We start from the raw sequence: 15,679 nt of genomic DNA, 5'->3' as shown, positions 1-15,679 counted from the left end.
CTCCTCTTTTCTATTATTTTATTAAAAATGTACTTAACCAAGGCACGTATAAAAGGATGAGTGTAGCTATAAGTAATGCACCTAGATAAGGCATGGATCCCCTGATAACAACGCTCAGCTTCTCTTTAAAATGCCCGCTGACAACAAATAAACTTAATCCAACCGGTGGTGTAATCTGGGAAATCATCATACAGGCAATCGTCAGCACGCCAAAGTGAATTGGGTCATATCCAAGTGCCATCACAGCCGGATATAGAATCGGAATCGTGATATATAAAATCGGTACCGCATCCAAGAACATTCCAAATATAAGGAATAACACAAGGATTAACAGCATGATCAGCCATCCGGGAAGTGTCAACTGAGATACATATTCTGTAATTTGCTGAGGAACATGAGCATAAGTCAAAGCAGTTGAAAACATGTTCGCTCCGCCAAGCAGCAAATAGATGACAGTGGTTGTCACCATGGAGCTGACTAAACTTTTTTGGATATTTTTCTTTGTAAATTCTTTTCGGTTAAATAGGAAGCTGATAATCAAAACATACACAACTGATACGGCCGCAGCTTCAGTCGGTGTAAATATCCCTGAATAAATTCCCCCCAATACAACAACTGGCATCAACAATGAAGGAAGAGCAACAAAAAATGACTTGGAAATCTCCTGTGCACTGCTTCGCTTTTTCCTCTCCGTCTTTTCCTTCAGACTGACTATAATTGCAGTCACAATTAAAAGAGCCGCTATGACCAGTCCCGGAACAATGCCGGCTAGGAAGAGCTGTGCTACATCTATCTGCACCATAGAAGCATAAATGATCATATAAATACTCGGGGGAATCATTTGCCCAAGTGTTCCGGCAGATGCAACAACTCCCATACTGTTTTCCTTAGAGTAACCAAGCTGGATCATTTGTGGAATCATCATGGATCCCACAGCAACAACCGTAGCAGTGGCTGACCCTGATAACGCTCCGAAAATAGTTGCTGTTATAACGGCTGCTGCCGGCATCCCGCCGGGCAAATGGCCGATCAAATGATTGACAAAGCCGATCATTTGATTAGCTGTCCCCATGTGGGTCATCAAATTACCGGCCAATAAAAAGTAAGGGATCGCCAGTAAAATCCATTTATCCGTTGCAATCAAGAACTGCGAAATAATCGCTTCCAACGGCAAGTCCAAAAATACAAACATCAGGATCCCGCCGCTCATGCCCAATGAAAGCCAAATAGGCGCACCTACGATTAATAAAATGAAAAAGATAATAAGCCCAATCAGTAACATATCTTTACCTCCCCTCTAATTTGTCTCTGAACGAAAAAGATTAAAATCTATGATCAATTGCAATAACGCATAAACACACCCAAAAAACATGCCTGCCACAATCGAAAATGCCGGAATCACCATCAACATTTCTCCAGAAAGTGTCATCAGCTCCATGCTGTAAATGGAAGACATCCAAATCACGCCGGCATAAAATAGAATGACAAATGCAATAAACTGTATGATTCCAATCACAAAATCCACAAGATGTTTGCTTTTTCCGGCTAAACGATCCTCCAAAAGAGACATTTTAATATGCTCATTCTTTTTAATCAGAGGTCCGATATAGGCAAACACCCCATAGACAATCGCATAACGGCAAATTTCTTCCAGTATTTGATAAGAAATGCCGAACTGATACCGTAAAACGACTCCAACAAAAGCCAATACCACACTGAGAATCAAGCAAAAGACGGCAATGACTTCCAACGCTTTATCCAAAAATCTCGTCGAGTTTTCAAGTTTCTCGATTCGGTTCATTTTTTCATCTCCTTACCCATCACATCAGTTATCATCTCTCAACCTCATTGCTTCTTCTATCAATTCTTTAGCCCTAGGCTCACTTTTCAAGAAGCTGTCCCAAGCAGGTTCCGTCACTTTTTTCCACTCTTCTATTTCTTCAGGAGTCGGATAATAAGTCTTGATGCCCTGCTCGCTTTCAAGCCTTTCATTGACATCGGCGATTTCTTCGCTAACTTTATCGTAAGCATATTGCTCCAGGTCTTTCCCTGTCTCAACAAGAATTTCCTGCAGATCTTCCGGCAAAGAGTCAAATTTCTTTTGTGACATCATGACAGGCATGACGTAATTGACGAACGGATAAAGCGTTTGTGTTTTAACAGGAAGCTTATTGTCATACAAATACAGCGGAACAGTGATTAATCCATCTACAACCCCTTGCTGCAGAGCAGTCGGAAGCTCCGTACCCGGGATGGATATACCACTGGCTTTAATCGCTTTCAAGGTCTCCGGAGCTACCCTTCCCCCAGGTGTACGCAGTTTCAATCCATGAGCACTTGCTGTATCTGTAATCATCTTGCTTTCATCTGCTGTCCATAAAGTAGCGTATAAATCCGTTGATCCCAGTGAAAGAACCTTTAAACCTTTTTCTTCCGCCATTCGGGCTATTAACCGGCCACCTTTTTCACTTTCAACAAACGCTTTCCGATTATCCATATACACCATGGGGTCTTTCGGGTCATAGTCGAATAAAAACGGCAGATCAAAGAAATACCAAATGGGGTCAAAACTTCCTGCAATTGAAGACAGAGAGTGTGTCATGTCTATCTGCCCCTGGAGAATACCTGGTATTTCCTGTGCAGGCGGCATCAACTGTGAATCAGAGTAAATCTCCAACGAAAGACGCCCGTCACTTCTCTTTTGAATCTCTTCATCAAACCACACCATATATTGATGATGGAGTGTCGCTTTTTGATAAGGATGCGATACCCTTAAAACATAGGTATCTTTTTCCTTTGAACCGCTTCCATTTGAAGAACAAGCAGTCATTAACAATACTGAAACTAGGAAAAAGACTAATAACTTAAATTTTTTCATGGTTTCCTCCGTAAAAATTATTTTTAATACCTTATATATAAACCCTGGTACCGGCTATTCCCTCCTTACCTGCCTAACAGGAAGCATGTCGTTTTTTTGTAAACCGCTATCTTAATATATAGCAAATAGCGTGCCAACATCTAAAACCCTGTATTTATTACGATTTGCCGAAAATCAAATCTACTTATCGGTGAAATAATTCACCGGTTTTTTTGTTGAATCCCCTCGAAAATACTCAAAAATGCCTACGAACTTTTTCTTATTGCTATATAATAGGGTGGTGAAATAATTCAGCAGCAGGTGAAATAATTCACCATTTAAATTGGGAAAAATATTTTTAATAAGAAAGGATTGGAGAGCGAGATGACCGTTCATAATTCGTTGATGGACTGCCATGATGACACATCGGAACTAGAGCACTATAAAGACTTGGCTCTCAAACTGGAAACGGTGATTGAATTTTCCACGGACGGGATATATGTGGTTGACAGTAACGGCGTAACCGTTCTAGTGAATCGTGCATATGAGGAAATGACGGGATACAAAAAGTCTGATCTTGTCGGAAAGAATGTGTTTGACCTTACCGAAAAAGGCTATTTTGACCGCTCCATATCCAAGCTGGTCTTTAAAGAAAAAAAGCAGCTGTCCATCGTCCAAAAGATCGGCAACGAGGAAAAACTCGGTGAGAAAAAAGAAGTAGTTGTGACTGGGAGCCCTGTATTTGATGAACACGGAGATTTATCTTTAATAGTTATCAGTGTAAGTGACATTACAGAAATCAGCAAAATGAAACGCGAATTGACAAAGGCGATGGAAACAGCTGAATTAAACTCTCACCGCTTTGCCGTACATACAGAATTTGAGAAAAACCAGACCATCGTTTTCCGAAGCCCGCAAATGAAACAGGTGTATGAAAAGATACAGCAGGTTGCTCCATTTCCCACAAGCATTTTGCTGTCAGGCCCTTCTGGTGTAGGTAAAGAAATGCTGACCAATTTAATTCACCATTTCAGTGACAGGAAAGAAAAACCCTTAATCAAAATCAATTGTGGAGCCATTCCCGAAAATCTGTTGGAATCTGAGTTGTTCGGTTATGAAAAAGGATCTTTTACCGGCGCTAGACTGGAAGGTAAAGCAGGGTTACTAGAATTAGCAGATGAAGGAACAATCATGCTGGATGAAATTGGCGAAATGCCGCTTGCCCTGCAGGTAAAATTACTGCGGGTCATCCAGGAAAAACAAGTCCGCCGGATCGGCGGTAACAAGACAAAGGACTTGGATATCCGGATTATTTCCGTTACAAACAAGAATCTGGAGGAGCTGGTGAAACAAGGCCAGTTCAGAGAGGATCTATACTACCGTCTCAACGTTGTCTCTATTGATGTACCGCCTCTTGCAGAGCGTCCGGAGGATGTCCGGGAGCTTCTCCAGTATTTTTTTTCTTATTTCTCAAAAAAGTACCATATCCAAAAAGAAGCAGCAGAAGAGACAGTTCGGTACTTGATGTCTTACCATTGGCCTGGAAATGTACGGGAATTAAGAAATATGGTCGAGAACTTAATTGTTTCTGTCTCTGAAAAAATCCTTGAACCCTATCACCTTCCTTTCCGCATTACACAGGTTGAACAAGGTACTAATGAAGTGACACTAAAGAGTATGGTCCAAAACTACGAAAAGAAAATAATTATGGAGGCCTTGCAAAAAAATAACTCCCTCCGGCAGGCAGCCAAGGAACTTGGGATTCATCACACGACATTGGTCAAAAAACTTCAAGCTTGGAAAATGTAACATTGCAGACGGAAAAAGCATCGTTTTCCGTCTGCTTGTATTATGGTCATCAATATTTCCGGATAAAGCTTTATCGCAGGGATACGGCATCAATTGTTCATACACTTTTATCCTCTCGAAAAAAACAGTCTAAATATCAGCTTTTCCCACCCCCTTTACAAATTTCGCATTCCGAAGTATAATAGCAAAGTTGATTACCTAGGTAAATAACGGAGGTAATGTTGATGAATCCTGTGATTCATGAAATATTTCAAAAGACGCGGCTGCTCAGCAAAGAGCTGAATCATGCGTTGAAAGAGCATGACTTGTTCGCTTCCCAGTGGACGGTCTTATATTGCGTTTATCAACATGGAGAAATGACGCTTACGGATATATGGAAGTATTTAAATGTAGAGGCTCCGACGATTACCCGGACAGTCAAACGGCTCGAAGAGCTTGGCTGGTTAAAAACATACGCGGGAAAAGACCGCCGGGAGAAAATGGTCCGGCTGTCTGCGGAAGCGGAGGCACGGTTGCCTAACATAAAAGATTCCATTGAACAATTTGAAAAAAAAGCAATGGACCATTTGAACGCCGATGAGCAATCTCTCTTGATGGAGCTATTAACAAAATTGAGTATAGAAGGAAGATGATAGTTTGCAGAGACCGCAACCTATTTGGACAAAATCATTTATCAGTTTGTTTTGCACGAATTTATCAGTTTTTATTGTATTTTATGGTTTAACCGCTACCCTGCCGCTTTATGCCACGGGCATCTTGAATAAAACAGACCAAGAAGCCGGACTGCTCATGTCGATCTTCCTGCTTTCCGCTATCATCGTTCGGCCGTTTACCGGTAAGATTTTGGACTTGGCAGGTAAAAGAAGAATGCTTTGGATCAGCTTGGCCCTTTATTTGTTTTGTACGGTCCTTTATTATTTCATTGAACCGTTTGGCTTGCTGCTCGTCCTCCGCTTTTTGCATGGAATTGGATTCAGCATTGTAACAACGGCGGGTGGGGCACTCGCGGCGGATCTTGTTCCTGCTGCAAGGCGCGGGACTGGCCTTGGCTATTTTACTATGTCGACGAACTTGGGAGTCGTCCTTGGCCCGCTCGTTTCATTAACCCTCATCCAAGCTTACTCCTTTGATACGCTATTTATCATTCTGAGTCTCCTAATGGTGACAGGTGCATTATTTTCCTTGATGATTCCCGATAATATCCAAGCAAGTGTAAAATCTAAACGAAAGTTGTCTCTCAACGATCTATTTGAAAAAAACGCTTTGCCTGTAGCCTTTCTTGGGTGTCTGATCGGTTTGTCCTACGCAAGCATCCTATCGTATTTATCAATCTATGCCCAGGGAAAAGGTTTGCTTGATATGACAGGTACATTTTTCCTTGTGTTTGCCGCTGTCATGCTGCTTGCGAGACCGTTCACGGGCAGGTTGTTTGATGTGAAAGGCCCTCAATACATCCTGTATCCAGGATTGGTTTTATTTATCATTGGACTTATTATGCTGGCATATACAGATTCGGCTGGAACATTCTTGATTGCCGGCGGCTTCGTCGGACTCGGATACGGCTCCCTGGTACCAAGTTTGCTGACACTCGCCATCCAATCCACGCAAATTGAAAGAAGCGGATATGCAACCGCAACTTTTTACACATTCTTCGATGGTGGGATCGCTTTAGGGTCCTACATCTTTGGGATGATTGCCGCAGCTATCGGCTACAATTCGATCTACCTGATTTCCGGTGCGTTGGTAGGCTTTGTTTTCATCTTGCTTAACCTGATGGATCGCAAAAAACAAGCGGCGAAAGTTCCCCGAAAATTGGAGAGTTTATAGAAGGCGGACCTGTGGAGGTCCGTTTTTTTATGTACGCGTAAAAAAGACCCTCGATAAAAAATCTAAGTGTCCAAATGCTTGAGTGAAAAGCCGATTATCTATAAATGCCTACATCCAAAAAGGCAGCTTGTAAAATTTCTGGATAAGGAAGGAAGTCGAAATATAGGACAAGAATGTTTACAATCCATGGCAAAGCAAAAGCCCATGCGGCTTCCCCTAAAAAGAGAAAGAATTTGCATGAGCTGAATCTGTCTCCATATGGCATATGATCTTCAATATTAAAGCCATATACTATGATATAATTCCCTCTTCCAGGTTTCTCCACAGATGATGAGCTTCCCTGGCAATATGCTCCAACAAATCCGGCGGTGATGTTGTTACTGCTGCACAGCGTTTAATCAGGTCATCCAATTCTAACTTAAATGCTTCAAGGTCCTTAGCTTCCTTAATGATCATTTCCTTAAAGGTTGTTAAAACTGGCAGCATTTCATTACGCGGTTTTCGTATCATTGTTTTTAATGCAGTTGCCTGCATTAAAAGCCGCTCAAATTTCTGCATCATCATGGTTACCCTAAAATTCAATTCATAATTCGATACATCTAAATAATGACGTATATAACCTAGATGATCTGCCATTTGCCTCAGCCAAAAGACAGTCTCATGTATGGTTGCGTCAGCCACTGAAACTTTAGCGCCGCTTTGTATTAATTTATACACCTTTTGGGACTCTTCTGATTCCCGAACCATATGGTCAAGCAGTGATACTGGTGTTGAAATAATAACCTCACAGTGTAAAGACTTATCCATTGTATAGGCAAGCAGACTGTGAAATTCACGTGTAGCGTGATGGGCTTCCTGAAGCAAAGTACCAATATCTCCTTGTTTCGCCTCCGCCTTTTTCCATATCTCCCCCAACCGCTGAATATTATGCTGGTTTGCACGAGCCAATTCCATTTCATAATGGCTTATTTCCCTATCAAAAAAACGACCATGATCGTAATCATTCCTGAGCCAAAAAGCAATGATCCCGTAGGCGTCTCTTTCATACTTATCTGTATACCCCATGTGCGACACCTCTCTCACGTAATGTAGACAACGTCATTAAAAGCTTATTCATCTTGATACTTGTCCTATGAAGCTTTTGCTTTTTTCCTTGATCGCGTCTGGGTGTCCTTATGTGTTTAAGGTAATTAGGGAAGAATGCCACGTGACCTCAAATTTAGTTAAGATTATTTTTATAACCAAAAAACGTCCTCAGCAAATGAACTGCCAAATATTACTAGACTCCCCTACACCTAAACGAATTTAAAAGTGTGGAACATTCTTAACAAAAAAACGTGTCTTACTTTTTTGATGAAAACCACCCGATCATCCCAGTGGCCCCTTTTCAGCGTGTACGCGAAAAGGGTTTTAAGGAGATTGGGGAAATCTGTTAAAAGTGGGGGCAATATAAAAAGCTGTGATCAGGGCAATATCCTGGTCACAGCTTTTCTTTACTTATAAATCATTTAGGCTCACATCTGTATAAACGGCAACTAATACCACGGCCGGCTCGTCTCCTATATTTTTAACAAAGTGCGGTACGCTTGCATTCCAGCTGAAAGAGTCGCCTTCTTCCAAAATGAAAGACTCTTCTCCTTGTTCTGCAAGAACCTTCCCCTTTAACACCACATGACATTCTTCACCCAGATGGGTATGGGGTTCATCCCCTGTTGATGTTCCTGGAGGAAACTCAACATGTTGCAGTGTAAGACCACCTTTCGTTGTTAAAACCTCTACTTTAAGATTAGATTTTTTATGAGTGGTTAATTGACGTTCATGCTTTCTAACTACATGCATGCGTTGGTCTTTTTCTAAAAGTAGATAAGGCAAAGGAACTCCAAGAAAGCTGGCAACTGTTTGCAGTGTATTAATGGATGGAGACGTATTATTGTTTTCCATATTGCTGATAAATCCTTTTGAGAGGCCTGTACCTTCACTCATTTGAGCAATTGTGAGTTTTTTTCTATTCCTTATCGCTCGAATTGTTGAACCGATGTCCATATAAATTCACCTCATATGTTTTCCAATAGGAAACTATTTTACATACTAACAAAAAATGCGTTGACAATCTACAATTAACTTGTTATTCTTTGGGAAACAAATATTCATATAAGAAAACAACATATAGCGCTTAATGTTCGAAAATATATATTGGGAAAGGATGAAGAGAATGGAAACTCCCCTAATTTATGAAATCTGGGAACCGGAACATATCAAACCTGGTCGGACTTATCCAGCCCTTTTTGTAATGCATGGAATAGGAAGTAATGAGAAGAATATGCTGTCGCTGGTTGACGGGTTGGAAAACTTTTATATCTTCAGCATTCGCGGTCCTCTTTCTCACGGAAAAGGCTTTGCTTATTTTACCATTCAAGAGTATGGGAAGCCGCATAGAGACGTATTTGATGAAGGAGTGAGCAAACTCACCGGCTTTATAGATTATGCCGGCCATCAATATCCACTCGATCCAAACCGCTTATACCTACTTGGTTTCAGCCAAGGAGCTATTCTGGCCATGACTCTGGGGTTGACACTTGGGAACCGGATAAGAGGGATTATTGCGCTGAGTGGATATATTCCTCACTTTGTTAAGGAAGAATATAATCTAAAATCGGTTGATCAATTATCGCTATTCATTTCGCATGGTGAATTGGACCAGGTGCTCCCCTATGAATGGGGCGTTGAGAACAATGAGTTTTTTAAGAAGCTGGGGGCATCGGTAACCTTCAGAACCTATAAGGAAGGTCATATTGTATCATCAAAAAACAAAGAAGACTTTGTGCGATGGATACTCGATAACGCCCGAGAAGTATCATCTGAGTAAAAAAGCTTTTTTTATAAACCAATTTAAAGGAGAGTAATCTTTATGCTACCATCATTCTTTATCGCTCATGGCGCACCGCTTTTAGCAATTGAAGACAACGAATACACACAGTTTTTAAATCACTTAGGAAAGCAGTTGCCGCGTCCAAAAGCAATTGTACTATTCTCCGCTCACTGGGAGTCGCCTGTACAAAAGGTAAGCGCAGTCGATAATTATAGTACAATCTACGATTTTGGCGGGTTTCCTGAAGCACTGTATACCATCCAATACCCGGCAAGGGGCAGTAAGGAAGTCTCAAAAGAAATAGAAAAATTGTTCGTTGAGCATGGCGTACCATATGAAGTGGATAAAGAGCGAGGACTCGACCACGGAGCCTGGGTTGTTCTTCGGCTGCTTTACCCTGAGGCTGATATTCCTGTCATTTCAATGTCAGTAAATCCTAAGCTTTCACCGGTAGAGCAATATAAAATAGGAAAATCCATATCAAAATTAAGGGAAAAAGATATCTTAATTATTGGCAGCGGTGGCACCGTCCATAATTTGGGAGCTTTAAAGATGGGTAACGGTATTGGACAAATTGACGATTGGGCCCTTGATTTTGACCTATGGCTTGAGCGGCAATTGAACAATTGGGATTTAGAATCTCTTTTCAATTACCAGTCATCGGCTCCTTCGTCTAGTCTGGCCGTGCCCCCTTATGGAAATGAACACTTTATTCCGATTTTTTATGCTATGGGAGCAGCAGATGATCATCAAAAAGCAGCTTTAGTACACCGTAGTTACAGGTACGGGAACCTAAGTCACAGCGTGTGGCAGTTCGGGGGAAAAATGTGACGTCCCACTGCTCGATAATGTTTATATAGCCAGGAGAATGCAATATCGCAAAATATATTCTTTTCCCCCTCATAGCCCATCGTTTAGTAGATCGCCAAAATCATCATTAATTCGTATTGAAACCTATGGTACTCCATGAACGTATTATATTAGAAGTGGAACTTTAGGAACGAGGGTACTGGTATGGCTGGAGTTATTATCAATTTAATTATGTTTATTCTTTTTTTCATTTTCGCCGTTATGCTTTCAAAAGGAAAAGGTGCGTTTTTAATTGCCGGCTATAATACAATGTCTGATCGTGAAAAAGCTCAATATGATGAAGCAGCATTGTGCAAATTCATGAGTAATATCATGTATGGTATATGTTTGAGCATATTGATGTGGGCGTTGAGCGAGCTGTTGGATAATCAGGCATTGTTCGTTATCGGTCTAATACTTTTTATCGGTATCATTTTGTTTGCGGTCGTATATTCAAATACGGGCAACCGATTTAAAAGATAGCATGAAGATGATGATTCAAATACAGATAAAGGTAGCTTCCAATGAGAAAATGAAGCAGGTGAAAAAACGAATTCGTTATTTCACCTGCTTTTGTGTGCAGAGACTCTCCAGTTCAAGTTCATTCGTTACCGTTGACCCGGAAAAACTCCCTGAACGGGTACGAATACTGCACTTTCGTTACCGTGGAAGCGGAAAAGTTGCCCAGACGGTAACGAATACGAGACATTCGTTACCGTTGACCTGGAAAAACCGCCTGAACGGGCACGAACCCAACACATTCGTTACGGTAGGAGCGACTTAGACGTTCGGAAGGGAACGAATCTGTTTGTCACGGAAACCTCATGCACTCAATTTGGGGCCGGCCTCAATCACCCTTTCTCCGATAAACCATTACTCCGCCCATGTATGTCTCTTTAACCTTTATCTGGCTGATTTCAGCTTTATCCGCGCCAAAAATATCTTTTTCAAGAACGATAAAATCTGCATGGTTTCCGGGTATAAGCTGGCCAACACTAGGAATTCGTGTAACTTCCTGTGCCGCTTTCGTATAAAGCTCGACTGCCGTCTCAATGGAGATTCGTTCTTCCTGCCCGATATCCATCCCGTCATACGCCTTCCTGTTTACCGCCGATTCCAGGCCGAAAAAAGGATTCACAGGATCACCCCATGCCGTTGCGGGCGCATCGGATGAAAAGGCCAATTGTATCCCTTTTCCCAGCATGGTTTTGACCGGATAGGAGGTTCTTGTCCGCTCTTCCCCAAGATTTTTTATGTAACTTTCTATTTCCGCATATAAAAAGATTGGCTGGGTTACAAAGGCGATTCCGGATTCCGCTGCACGCTGAAGCGCCTGATCCGTCGGCAAGGAGACGTGTTCAATCCGGACAGATGGCGCGTCGTCCAGCCAATCCGCCTGTTTATAAAAAGTATCGACTACCTGGTCGATGGCCCGCTCACCCATTGCATGGACTGCCAGCTGGATGCCGTGCTTTTTCGCCGCTTCTCCCGCTGCCAGCAGTTCTTCTTGGGTGGTTGTGGAAATTCCGTAATTTTCCCCGCCCCCTAAAAACGGGGGGTTCACCCAAGCAGTCTGGCCGGAAATACTGCCGTCTGCAAACAATTTTATCCCGGCAATATAAACTGGCTGTTCCTTATCAAAAATTCCAGGATCACTTAAATCAAGCTGCTGGAATTCCTTCCAATTGTAATAAAGAGCGGCTCTTTGCTTCATTCCTTTTTTTACCGCTGCTTGGAATATATCGTAAAAATCAATTGGCTGATGATCCGCCATCATTTCTGTTATGCCAGTGACGCCATTGGATAGGAGTATCTGGCTATATTCCGCCAACAGTGCAGCCTTTTTTTCCAGGCTTTTCACGGGCATGATATCTTTTACCAAAGCAGTTGCACTTTCACGTAAAATACCAGTCGGCTCTCCTTGATCATCACGGTCAATTTTCCCGCCGGGAGGATCCGGTGTACCTTTCGTGATTCCCGCAATCTCCAAAGCTTTGCTGTTCACCGAGATGATATGTGTGCATGTACGGGTCAAAACAATTGGGACATCTTCCGCGGCCTTGTCCAAATCGTATCGGTTCGGTGCCCTGCCCTCTTGCAATTTACCCTCATCATATCCCCAGCCCTCTATCCATGCATCAGCCGCATGCTCTTCGCGAAATTGTCTAACCGCTTTTATAAAATCATAAATTGATTGAACTCCTGGCAGCGTACAGGCAATCTGCTTAGATGTTTCAGCAAGCAGCAAGGGATGAAAATGAGCATCGATGAACCCCGGGAGCACCCGGCGGCCATTCAGATTGACCCGCTCACCCTCAACAGGAGGCATATCCTTCTCTTTTCCAATCCATGAAATCTTTCCGTTATAGACAACCATAGCATCTGCTTCTTTATTTTCCATATCTACTGTATAAATTTTGGCGTTTACAAACATGCGCTTTTCGCTCATCGGTGATTCCCCTTCGACTGCTTTTATTTTTGCTATTTTAAACCACCAATTGGTCTTTCGATACTTCTAAAGGGTATCCCTCTGTTGGCTGCTGTCGATTTCTGATAGACTTCCTATATAGTGTTTTTTAAAAATTGTACCGGCTACCGACATGCATTTGCAAAATAACAGGGGGTCTATACCATGACTTATTGCTGGTTTATAATATAATGAATGGACATTGACAGTTGAGAAGCACACAGGAAACTACGGCAAAGCAATTATCCATATCACTTATGTTTGATAAAAAAAATATCGAATTTACTCAATGTCTGTACTTTATCATATACTATTATTATATGAAGGAGATCTATTTGTGGGAGCGACAAAAACAATAGAAATAACTTTATCTAACTTATTAAAAGCCAGGTTCCCCTACCTTTACATACAAACTTGGGAGGAAGACCGGATTTTATCAGTAATCAGAAATGTAGCGACAAATGAAGAACTTATTAAAACTCCACGGAGTCTGTTCACATGGCGACTGACAACAGGCTTAGTCGACAGCCAAGGCGAAATAGTAAGCAATTCCTCAAACCATCAACAACAAGCATTACAGGCGTTAGACTATTTAATGAAGTACGATGGACCCTGCATTGCTGTGATGCAGGATTTTCATATATATTTTGGCGGAAAAGGAAAGCTTCCTGATGTTGAAGTGATTCGCAAATTACGGGATATGATCCTGACAATGAAGCACAGTTTTCATCCGAAAAATATTTTCTTTACTTCACCTTTCCTGAACCTTCCGGATGACTTGCAAAAAGATGTGACGATTGTTGATTTTAAACTGCCTACTAACAAAGAAATCATGGCCGTCTTGGACGAGATGATCGCGATTAATGAGCAGAGCGGCCGAATTTCGATTAACCTGCAACCTGAAGACAAAGAGCGTCTCTCTAAGGCAGCGCTCGGACTGACTCTCTCCGAAGCAGAAAACGCCTTTGCGCGGGCTATGGTTGAAGACGGAATCCTTGATGCAGATGATGTGCAGGTGATTCTGGAAGAAAAAGAGCAAATTATTAAAAAAACGGGGATCCTTGAGTTTGTCACAAGTGATTTGAAAATGGAAGATATCGGCGGACTTGAAAACTTAAAGCGCTGGTTGGCCAAAAGAAACAAGTCCTGGCTTGATTCTGCACGTGAATACGGATTGCCCGCCCCAAAAGGCGTACTCATCACCGGTGTGCCGGGAGGAGGAAAAAGCTTAATCAGTAAAGCGATCAGTTCGATGTGGCATTTACCTCTCCTCCGACTGGATATGGGCAAGATATTCAGCGGCATCGTTGGAAGCAGTGAGGAAAATATGCGGAAAGCCATATATACGGCCGAAGCCATTGCCCCTTCCATTTTGTGGATTGATGAAATTGAAAAAGGATTCAGCGGCTTAAATGGTTCCGGAGACAGCGGAACATCTTCCCGTATATTTGGACAGTTTCTTACGTGGATGCAAGAGAAAACAGCACCTGTTTTTGTCATTGCTACAGCCAACAACATCTCTGGACTGCCACCTGAACTGATGCGTAAAGGCCGATTCGATGAAATCTTCTTTGTTGATTTACCGACATTGCGAGAGCGGAAAGAGATTTTGCATGTCCACTTGAAAAAGCGTCTCACCTCCCCCCGGGTCACCGGTGCTTTTAACATCACAGATGAGGTACTCCAGCGTCTGGCTGACCTGTGTGACGGTTTCGTCGGAGCGGAAATCGAGCAGTTGGTCATTGACGCGTTATTCGAAGCGTATGCGAATGACCGGCCTGTCCTCTATGAGGATTTTGAACGCGCCATTCAAAATACGGTGCCTTTATCCATTACACAGGCAGAACAGATTCGCTCCATTCGTGAATGGGCCAATGTACGGGCAGTGACAGCCACTCCGAAGGAAGATATCGAGCCATATACGGCACAGCCCAAAGGGGAGCCGGAAAAAGCAAACGATATCCGTTTCACTCGAGGCGGGCGAACAATTGATTTTTAAGGGGGACAAACAATATTGTCTGAAAAAATTCAAATTCGAATTTTAAAAGATGGATCCATTGAGGCCGTAACTAACGGAATAAAAGGGAAGCAATGCGTCGATTATATCTCTATTCTTGAGAATCTGCTTGAAGCGGAAACTGTAAGATCCAGTTATACCAGCGAATATTACGAGACCGAGCAACAAATTCAACTTGAGCAATCTGTTCAGCAAACCAATACATTACATCAAAAATAAGAGGAGGTGCTCAATTTGTCAGTTTCTTTGACAATGATCCCCGTTGCCCTCGCTCTGCGTGTCGTTATGGGAAAAGAGAAATTCGAATCGTGGGTCGCATCAAGCCAGCGTCCACAAATATCAAATTTCAAATCCAGGAGAGAATTGACCTCAATTGTTCAACTTGCTGGCTATGATGCAATTCCTTATGGTTCTTCGATAAAAACACATTTCAATGAAAAGAATTTCTTTTTTTGGGAACTCCGCGATGGGAAGTGGGTAGCCGTATTTACAAAATATGATGCTTCTCAGCATATTGATGTGTTTATCCGAAAACTGAACGAAGCTGCGGGGCGCAATGTCTTTAGCGATAAGCAGGCAGCAGACATCCTTCAAACCGAATCCATGCATGTACCTGAAAGAAGAGCCTTATTTCCGACGAATTTCTCTGACACTTATCTGCTGGAACAGGTATTGAAGGAAAACGCCATCCCCTGCCAAAGGCAGGCGGACGGGACATTGGTGAGCAGCCTGCACTCAGCTGAGCTGCGCTTTATCCAGCACCGGCCCAATGGCGTCATAGATGTCGAAGTGACGGGCCAAGAGTCGATGAGGACTATCTTTCATCAGCTCAGTGTGTTGGATGAGAACTATCGGAAACATATCCAGCAAGAGACGGTTACAAAAGTGAAAGAGCGCGCTGAAGAAAAAGGCTTCTTAGTAGAAGAAGAAATGGTCTTGCCGGATGAATCAATTTTACTGACTTTACGAGTGGAGGGATAACAG

Annotated in this window: 16 protein-coding genes; 10 read left to right on the top strand and 6 right to left on the bottom strand. The window is 42.4% G+C overall.

The annotated features are described in order from the left end of the window. Positions 1 to 13: 13 nt before the first annotated feature. From D4T97_RS18100 to D4T97_RS18090, 3 genes are read right to left on the bottom strand one after another with little or no spacing between them, the layout of a single operon-like run. Complete coding sequence (locus tag D4T97_RS18100) at positions 14 to 1,282, bottom strand: TRAP transporter large permease (protein ID WP_126052181.1); 1,269 nt, start codon at positions 1,280 to 1,282, stop codon at positions 14 to 16. A 15-nt stretch (positions 1,283 to 1,297) separates the two neighbouring features. Next, positions 1,298 to 1,801 carry a TRAP transporter small permease gene (locus D4T97_RS18095; protein ID WP_126052180.1) on the bottom strand — a complete coding sequence of 168 codons (504 nt, stop codon included), beginning with the start codon at positions 1,799 to 1,801 and terminating at the stop codon, positions 1,298 to 1,300. A gap of 24 nt (positions 1,802 to 1,825) precedes the next feature. Next, complete coding sequence (locus tag D4T97_RS18090; protein ID WP_126052179.1) at positions 1,826 to 2,878, bottom strand: TRAP transporter substrate-binding protein; 1,053 nt, start codon at positions 2,876 to 2,878, stop codon at positions 1,826 to 1,828. A gap of 363 nt (positions 2,879 to 3,241) precedes the next feature. Here D4T97_RS18090 and D4T97_RS18085 point away from each other — a divergent pair, with 363 nt between their 5' ends. The 3 genes from D4T97_RS18085 to D4T97_RS18075 all read left to right on the top strand — a co-directional run bounded on the left by D4T97_RS18085 (position 3,242) and on the right by D4T97_RS18075 (position 6,493). Beyond that, positions 3,242 to 4,666 (top strand): sigma-54 interaction domain-containing protein, encoded by a 1,425-nt coding sequence (locus D4T97_RS18085; RefSeq protein WP_235872303.1) that lies wholly within the window; start codon positions 3,242 to 3,244, stop codon positions 4,664 to 4,666. Between the two features lie 224 nt (positions 4,667 to 4,890). Beyond that, positions 4,891 to 5,298 (top strand): MarR family winged helix-turn-helix transcriptional regulator, encoded by a 408-nt coding sequence (locus tag D4T97_RS18080; RefSeq protein ID WP_126052177.1) that lies wholly within the window; start codon positions 4,891 to 4,893, stop codon positions 5,296 to 5,298. Between the two features lie 4 nt (positions 5,299 to 5,302). Then, positions 5,303 to 6,493, top strand: a complete 1,191-nt coding sequence (locus tag D4T97_RS18075) for an MFS transporter (protein ID WP_126052176.1) — start codon at positions 5,303 to 5,305, stop codon at positions 6,491 to 6,493. 291 nt (positions 6,494 to 6,784) lie between these two features. Here the strand turns inward: D4T97_RS18075 and D4T97_RS18070 are convergent, their stop codons facing one another. Together D4T97_RS18070 and D4T97_RS18065 are read right to left on the bottom strand one after the other, a co-directional pair. Further along, positions 6,785 to 7,558 carry a DUF2935 domain-containing protein gene (locus D4T97_RS18070; protein ID WP_126052175.1) on the bottom strand — a complete coding sequence of 258 codons (774 nt, stop codon included), beginning with the start codon at positions 7,556 to 7,558 and terminating at the stop codon, positions 6,785 to 6,787. 432 nt (positions 7,559 to 7,990) lie between these two features. Beyond that, the gene (locus D4T97_RS18065) at positions 7,991 to 8,536 is read right to left on the bottom strand and encodes a helix-turn-helix domain-containing protein (RefSeq protein ID WP_126052174.1); all 546 of its coding nucleotides are present in this window, start codon (positions 8,534 to 8,536) and stop codon (positions 7,991 to 7,993) included. Positions 8,537 to 8,705: 169 nt separating this feature from the next. Here D4T97_RS18065 and D4T97_RS18060 point away from each other — a divergent pair, with 169 nt between their 5' ends. From D4T97_RS18060 to D4T97_RS18045, 4 genes are all read left to right on the top strand, one after another. After that, positions 8,706 to 9,359 carry an alpha/beta hydrolase gene (locus D4T97_RS18060; RefSeq protein WP_126052173.1) on the top strand — a complete coding sequence of 218 codons (654 nt, stop codon included), beginning with the start codon at positions 8,706 to 8,708 and terminating at the stop codon, positions 9,357 to 9,359. Between the two features lie 42 nt (positions 9,360 to 9,401). Next, positions 9,402 to 10,193, top strand: a complete 792-nt coding sequence (locus tag D4T97_RS18055) for a dioxygenase family protein (RefSeq protein ID WP_126052172.1) — start codon at positions 9,402 to 9,404, stop codon at positions 10,191 to 10,193. 183 nt (positions 10,194 to 10,376) lie between these two features. After that, a complete protein-coding gene (locus tag D4T97_RS18050; RefSeq protein WP_126052171.1) occupies positions 10,377 to 10,694 on the top strand; it encodes a DUF3784 domain-containing protein in 318 nt (105 codons plus the stop codon). 7 nt (positions 10,695 to 10,701) lie between these two features. Further along, positions 10,702 to 10,995 (top strand): hypothetical protein, encoded by a 294-nt coding sequence (locus D4T97_RS18045; RefSeq protein WP_126052170.1) that lies wholly within the window; start codon positions 10,702 to 10,704, stop codon positions 10,993 to 10,995. 63 nt (positions 10,996 to 11,058) lie between these two features. On the opposite strand, the gene D4T97_RS18040 is transcribed toward D4T97_RS18045, so the two are convergent. Further along, entirely contained in the window at positions 11,059 to 12,660 is a 1,602-nt protein-coding gene (locus D4T97_RS18040; protein ID WP_126052169.1) for an amidohydrolase, read from the bottom strand. Positions 12,661 to 13,015: 355 nt separating this feature from the next. On the opposite strand from D4T97_RS18040, the gene D4T97_RS18035 reads away from it, so the two are divergent. Genes D4T97_RS18035 through D4T97_RS18025 form a run of 3 tightly spaced genes read left to right on the top strand, consistent with a single transcriptional unit; the run spans position 13,016 to position 15,676 of the window. Beyond that, positions 13,016 to 14,677, top strand: a complete 1,662-nt coding sequence (locus tag D4T97_RS18035; RefSeq protein WP_235872302.1) for an AAA family ATPase — start codon at positions 13,016 to 13,018, stop codon at positions 14,675 to 14,677. 15 nt (positions 14,678 to 14,692) lie between these two features. Then, positions 14,693 to 14,914, top strand: a complete 222-nt coding sequence (locus tag D4T97_RS18030; RefSeq protein ID WP_126052167.1) for a DUF2997 domain-containing protein — start codon at positions 14,693 to 14,695, stop codon at positions 14,912 to 14,914. A gap of 15 nt (positions 14,915 to 14,929) precedes the next feature. Further along, positions 14,930 to 15,676, top strand: a complete 747-nt coding sequence (locus D4T97_RS18025; RefSeq protein WP_126052166.1) for a hypothetical protein — start codon at positions 14,930 to 14,932, stop codon at positions 15,674 to 15,676. Positions 15,677 to 15,679 lie beyond the last annotated feature (3 nt).

Origin of the sequence: Siminovitchia acidinfaciens (genome assembly GCF_003605385.1) — a bacterium.
Lineage (GTDB): Bacteria > Bacillota > Bacilli > Bacillales > Bacillaceae_C > Siminovitchia > Siminovitchia acidinfaciens.
Note: the sequence above shows the minus strand (reverse complement) of the source record. Positions and strands in the feature narration are given on the sequence as shown.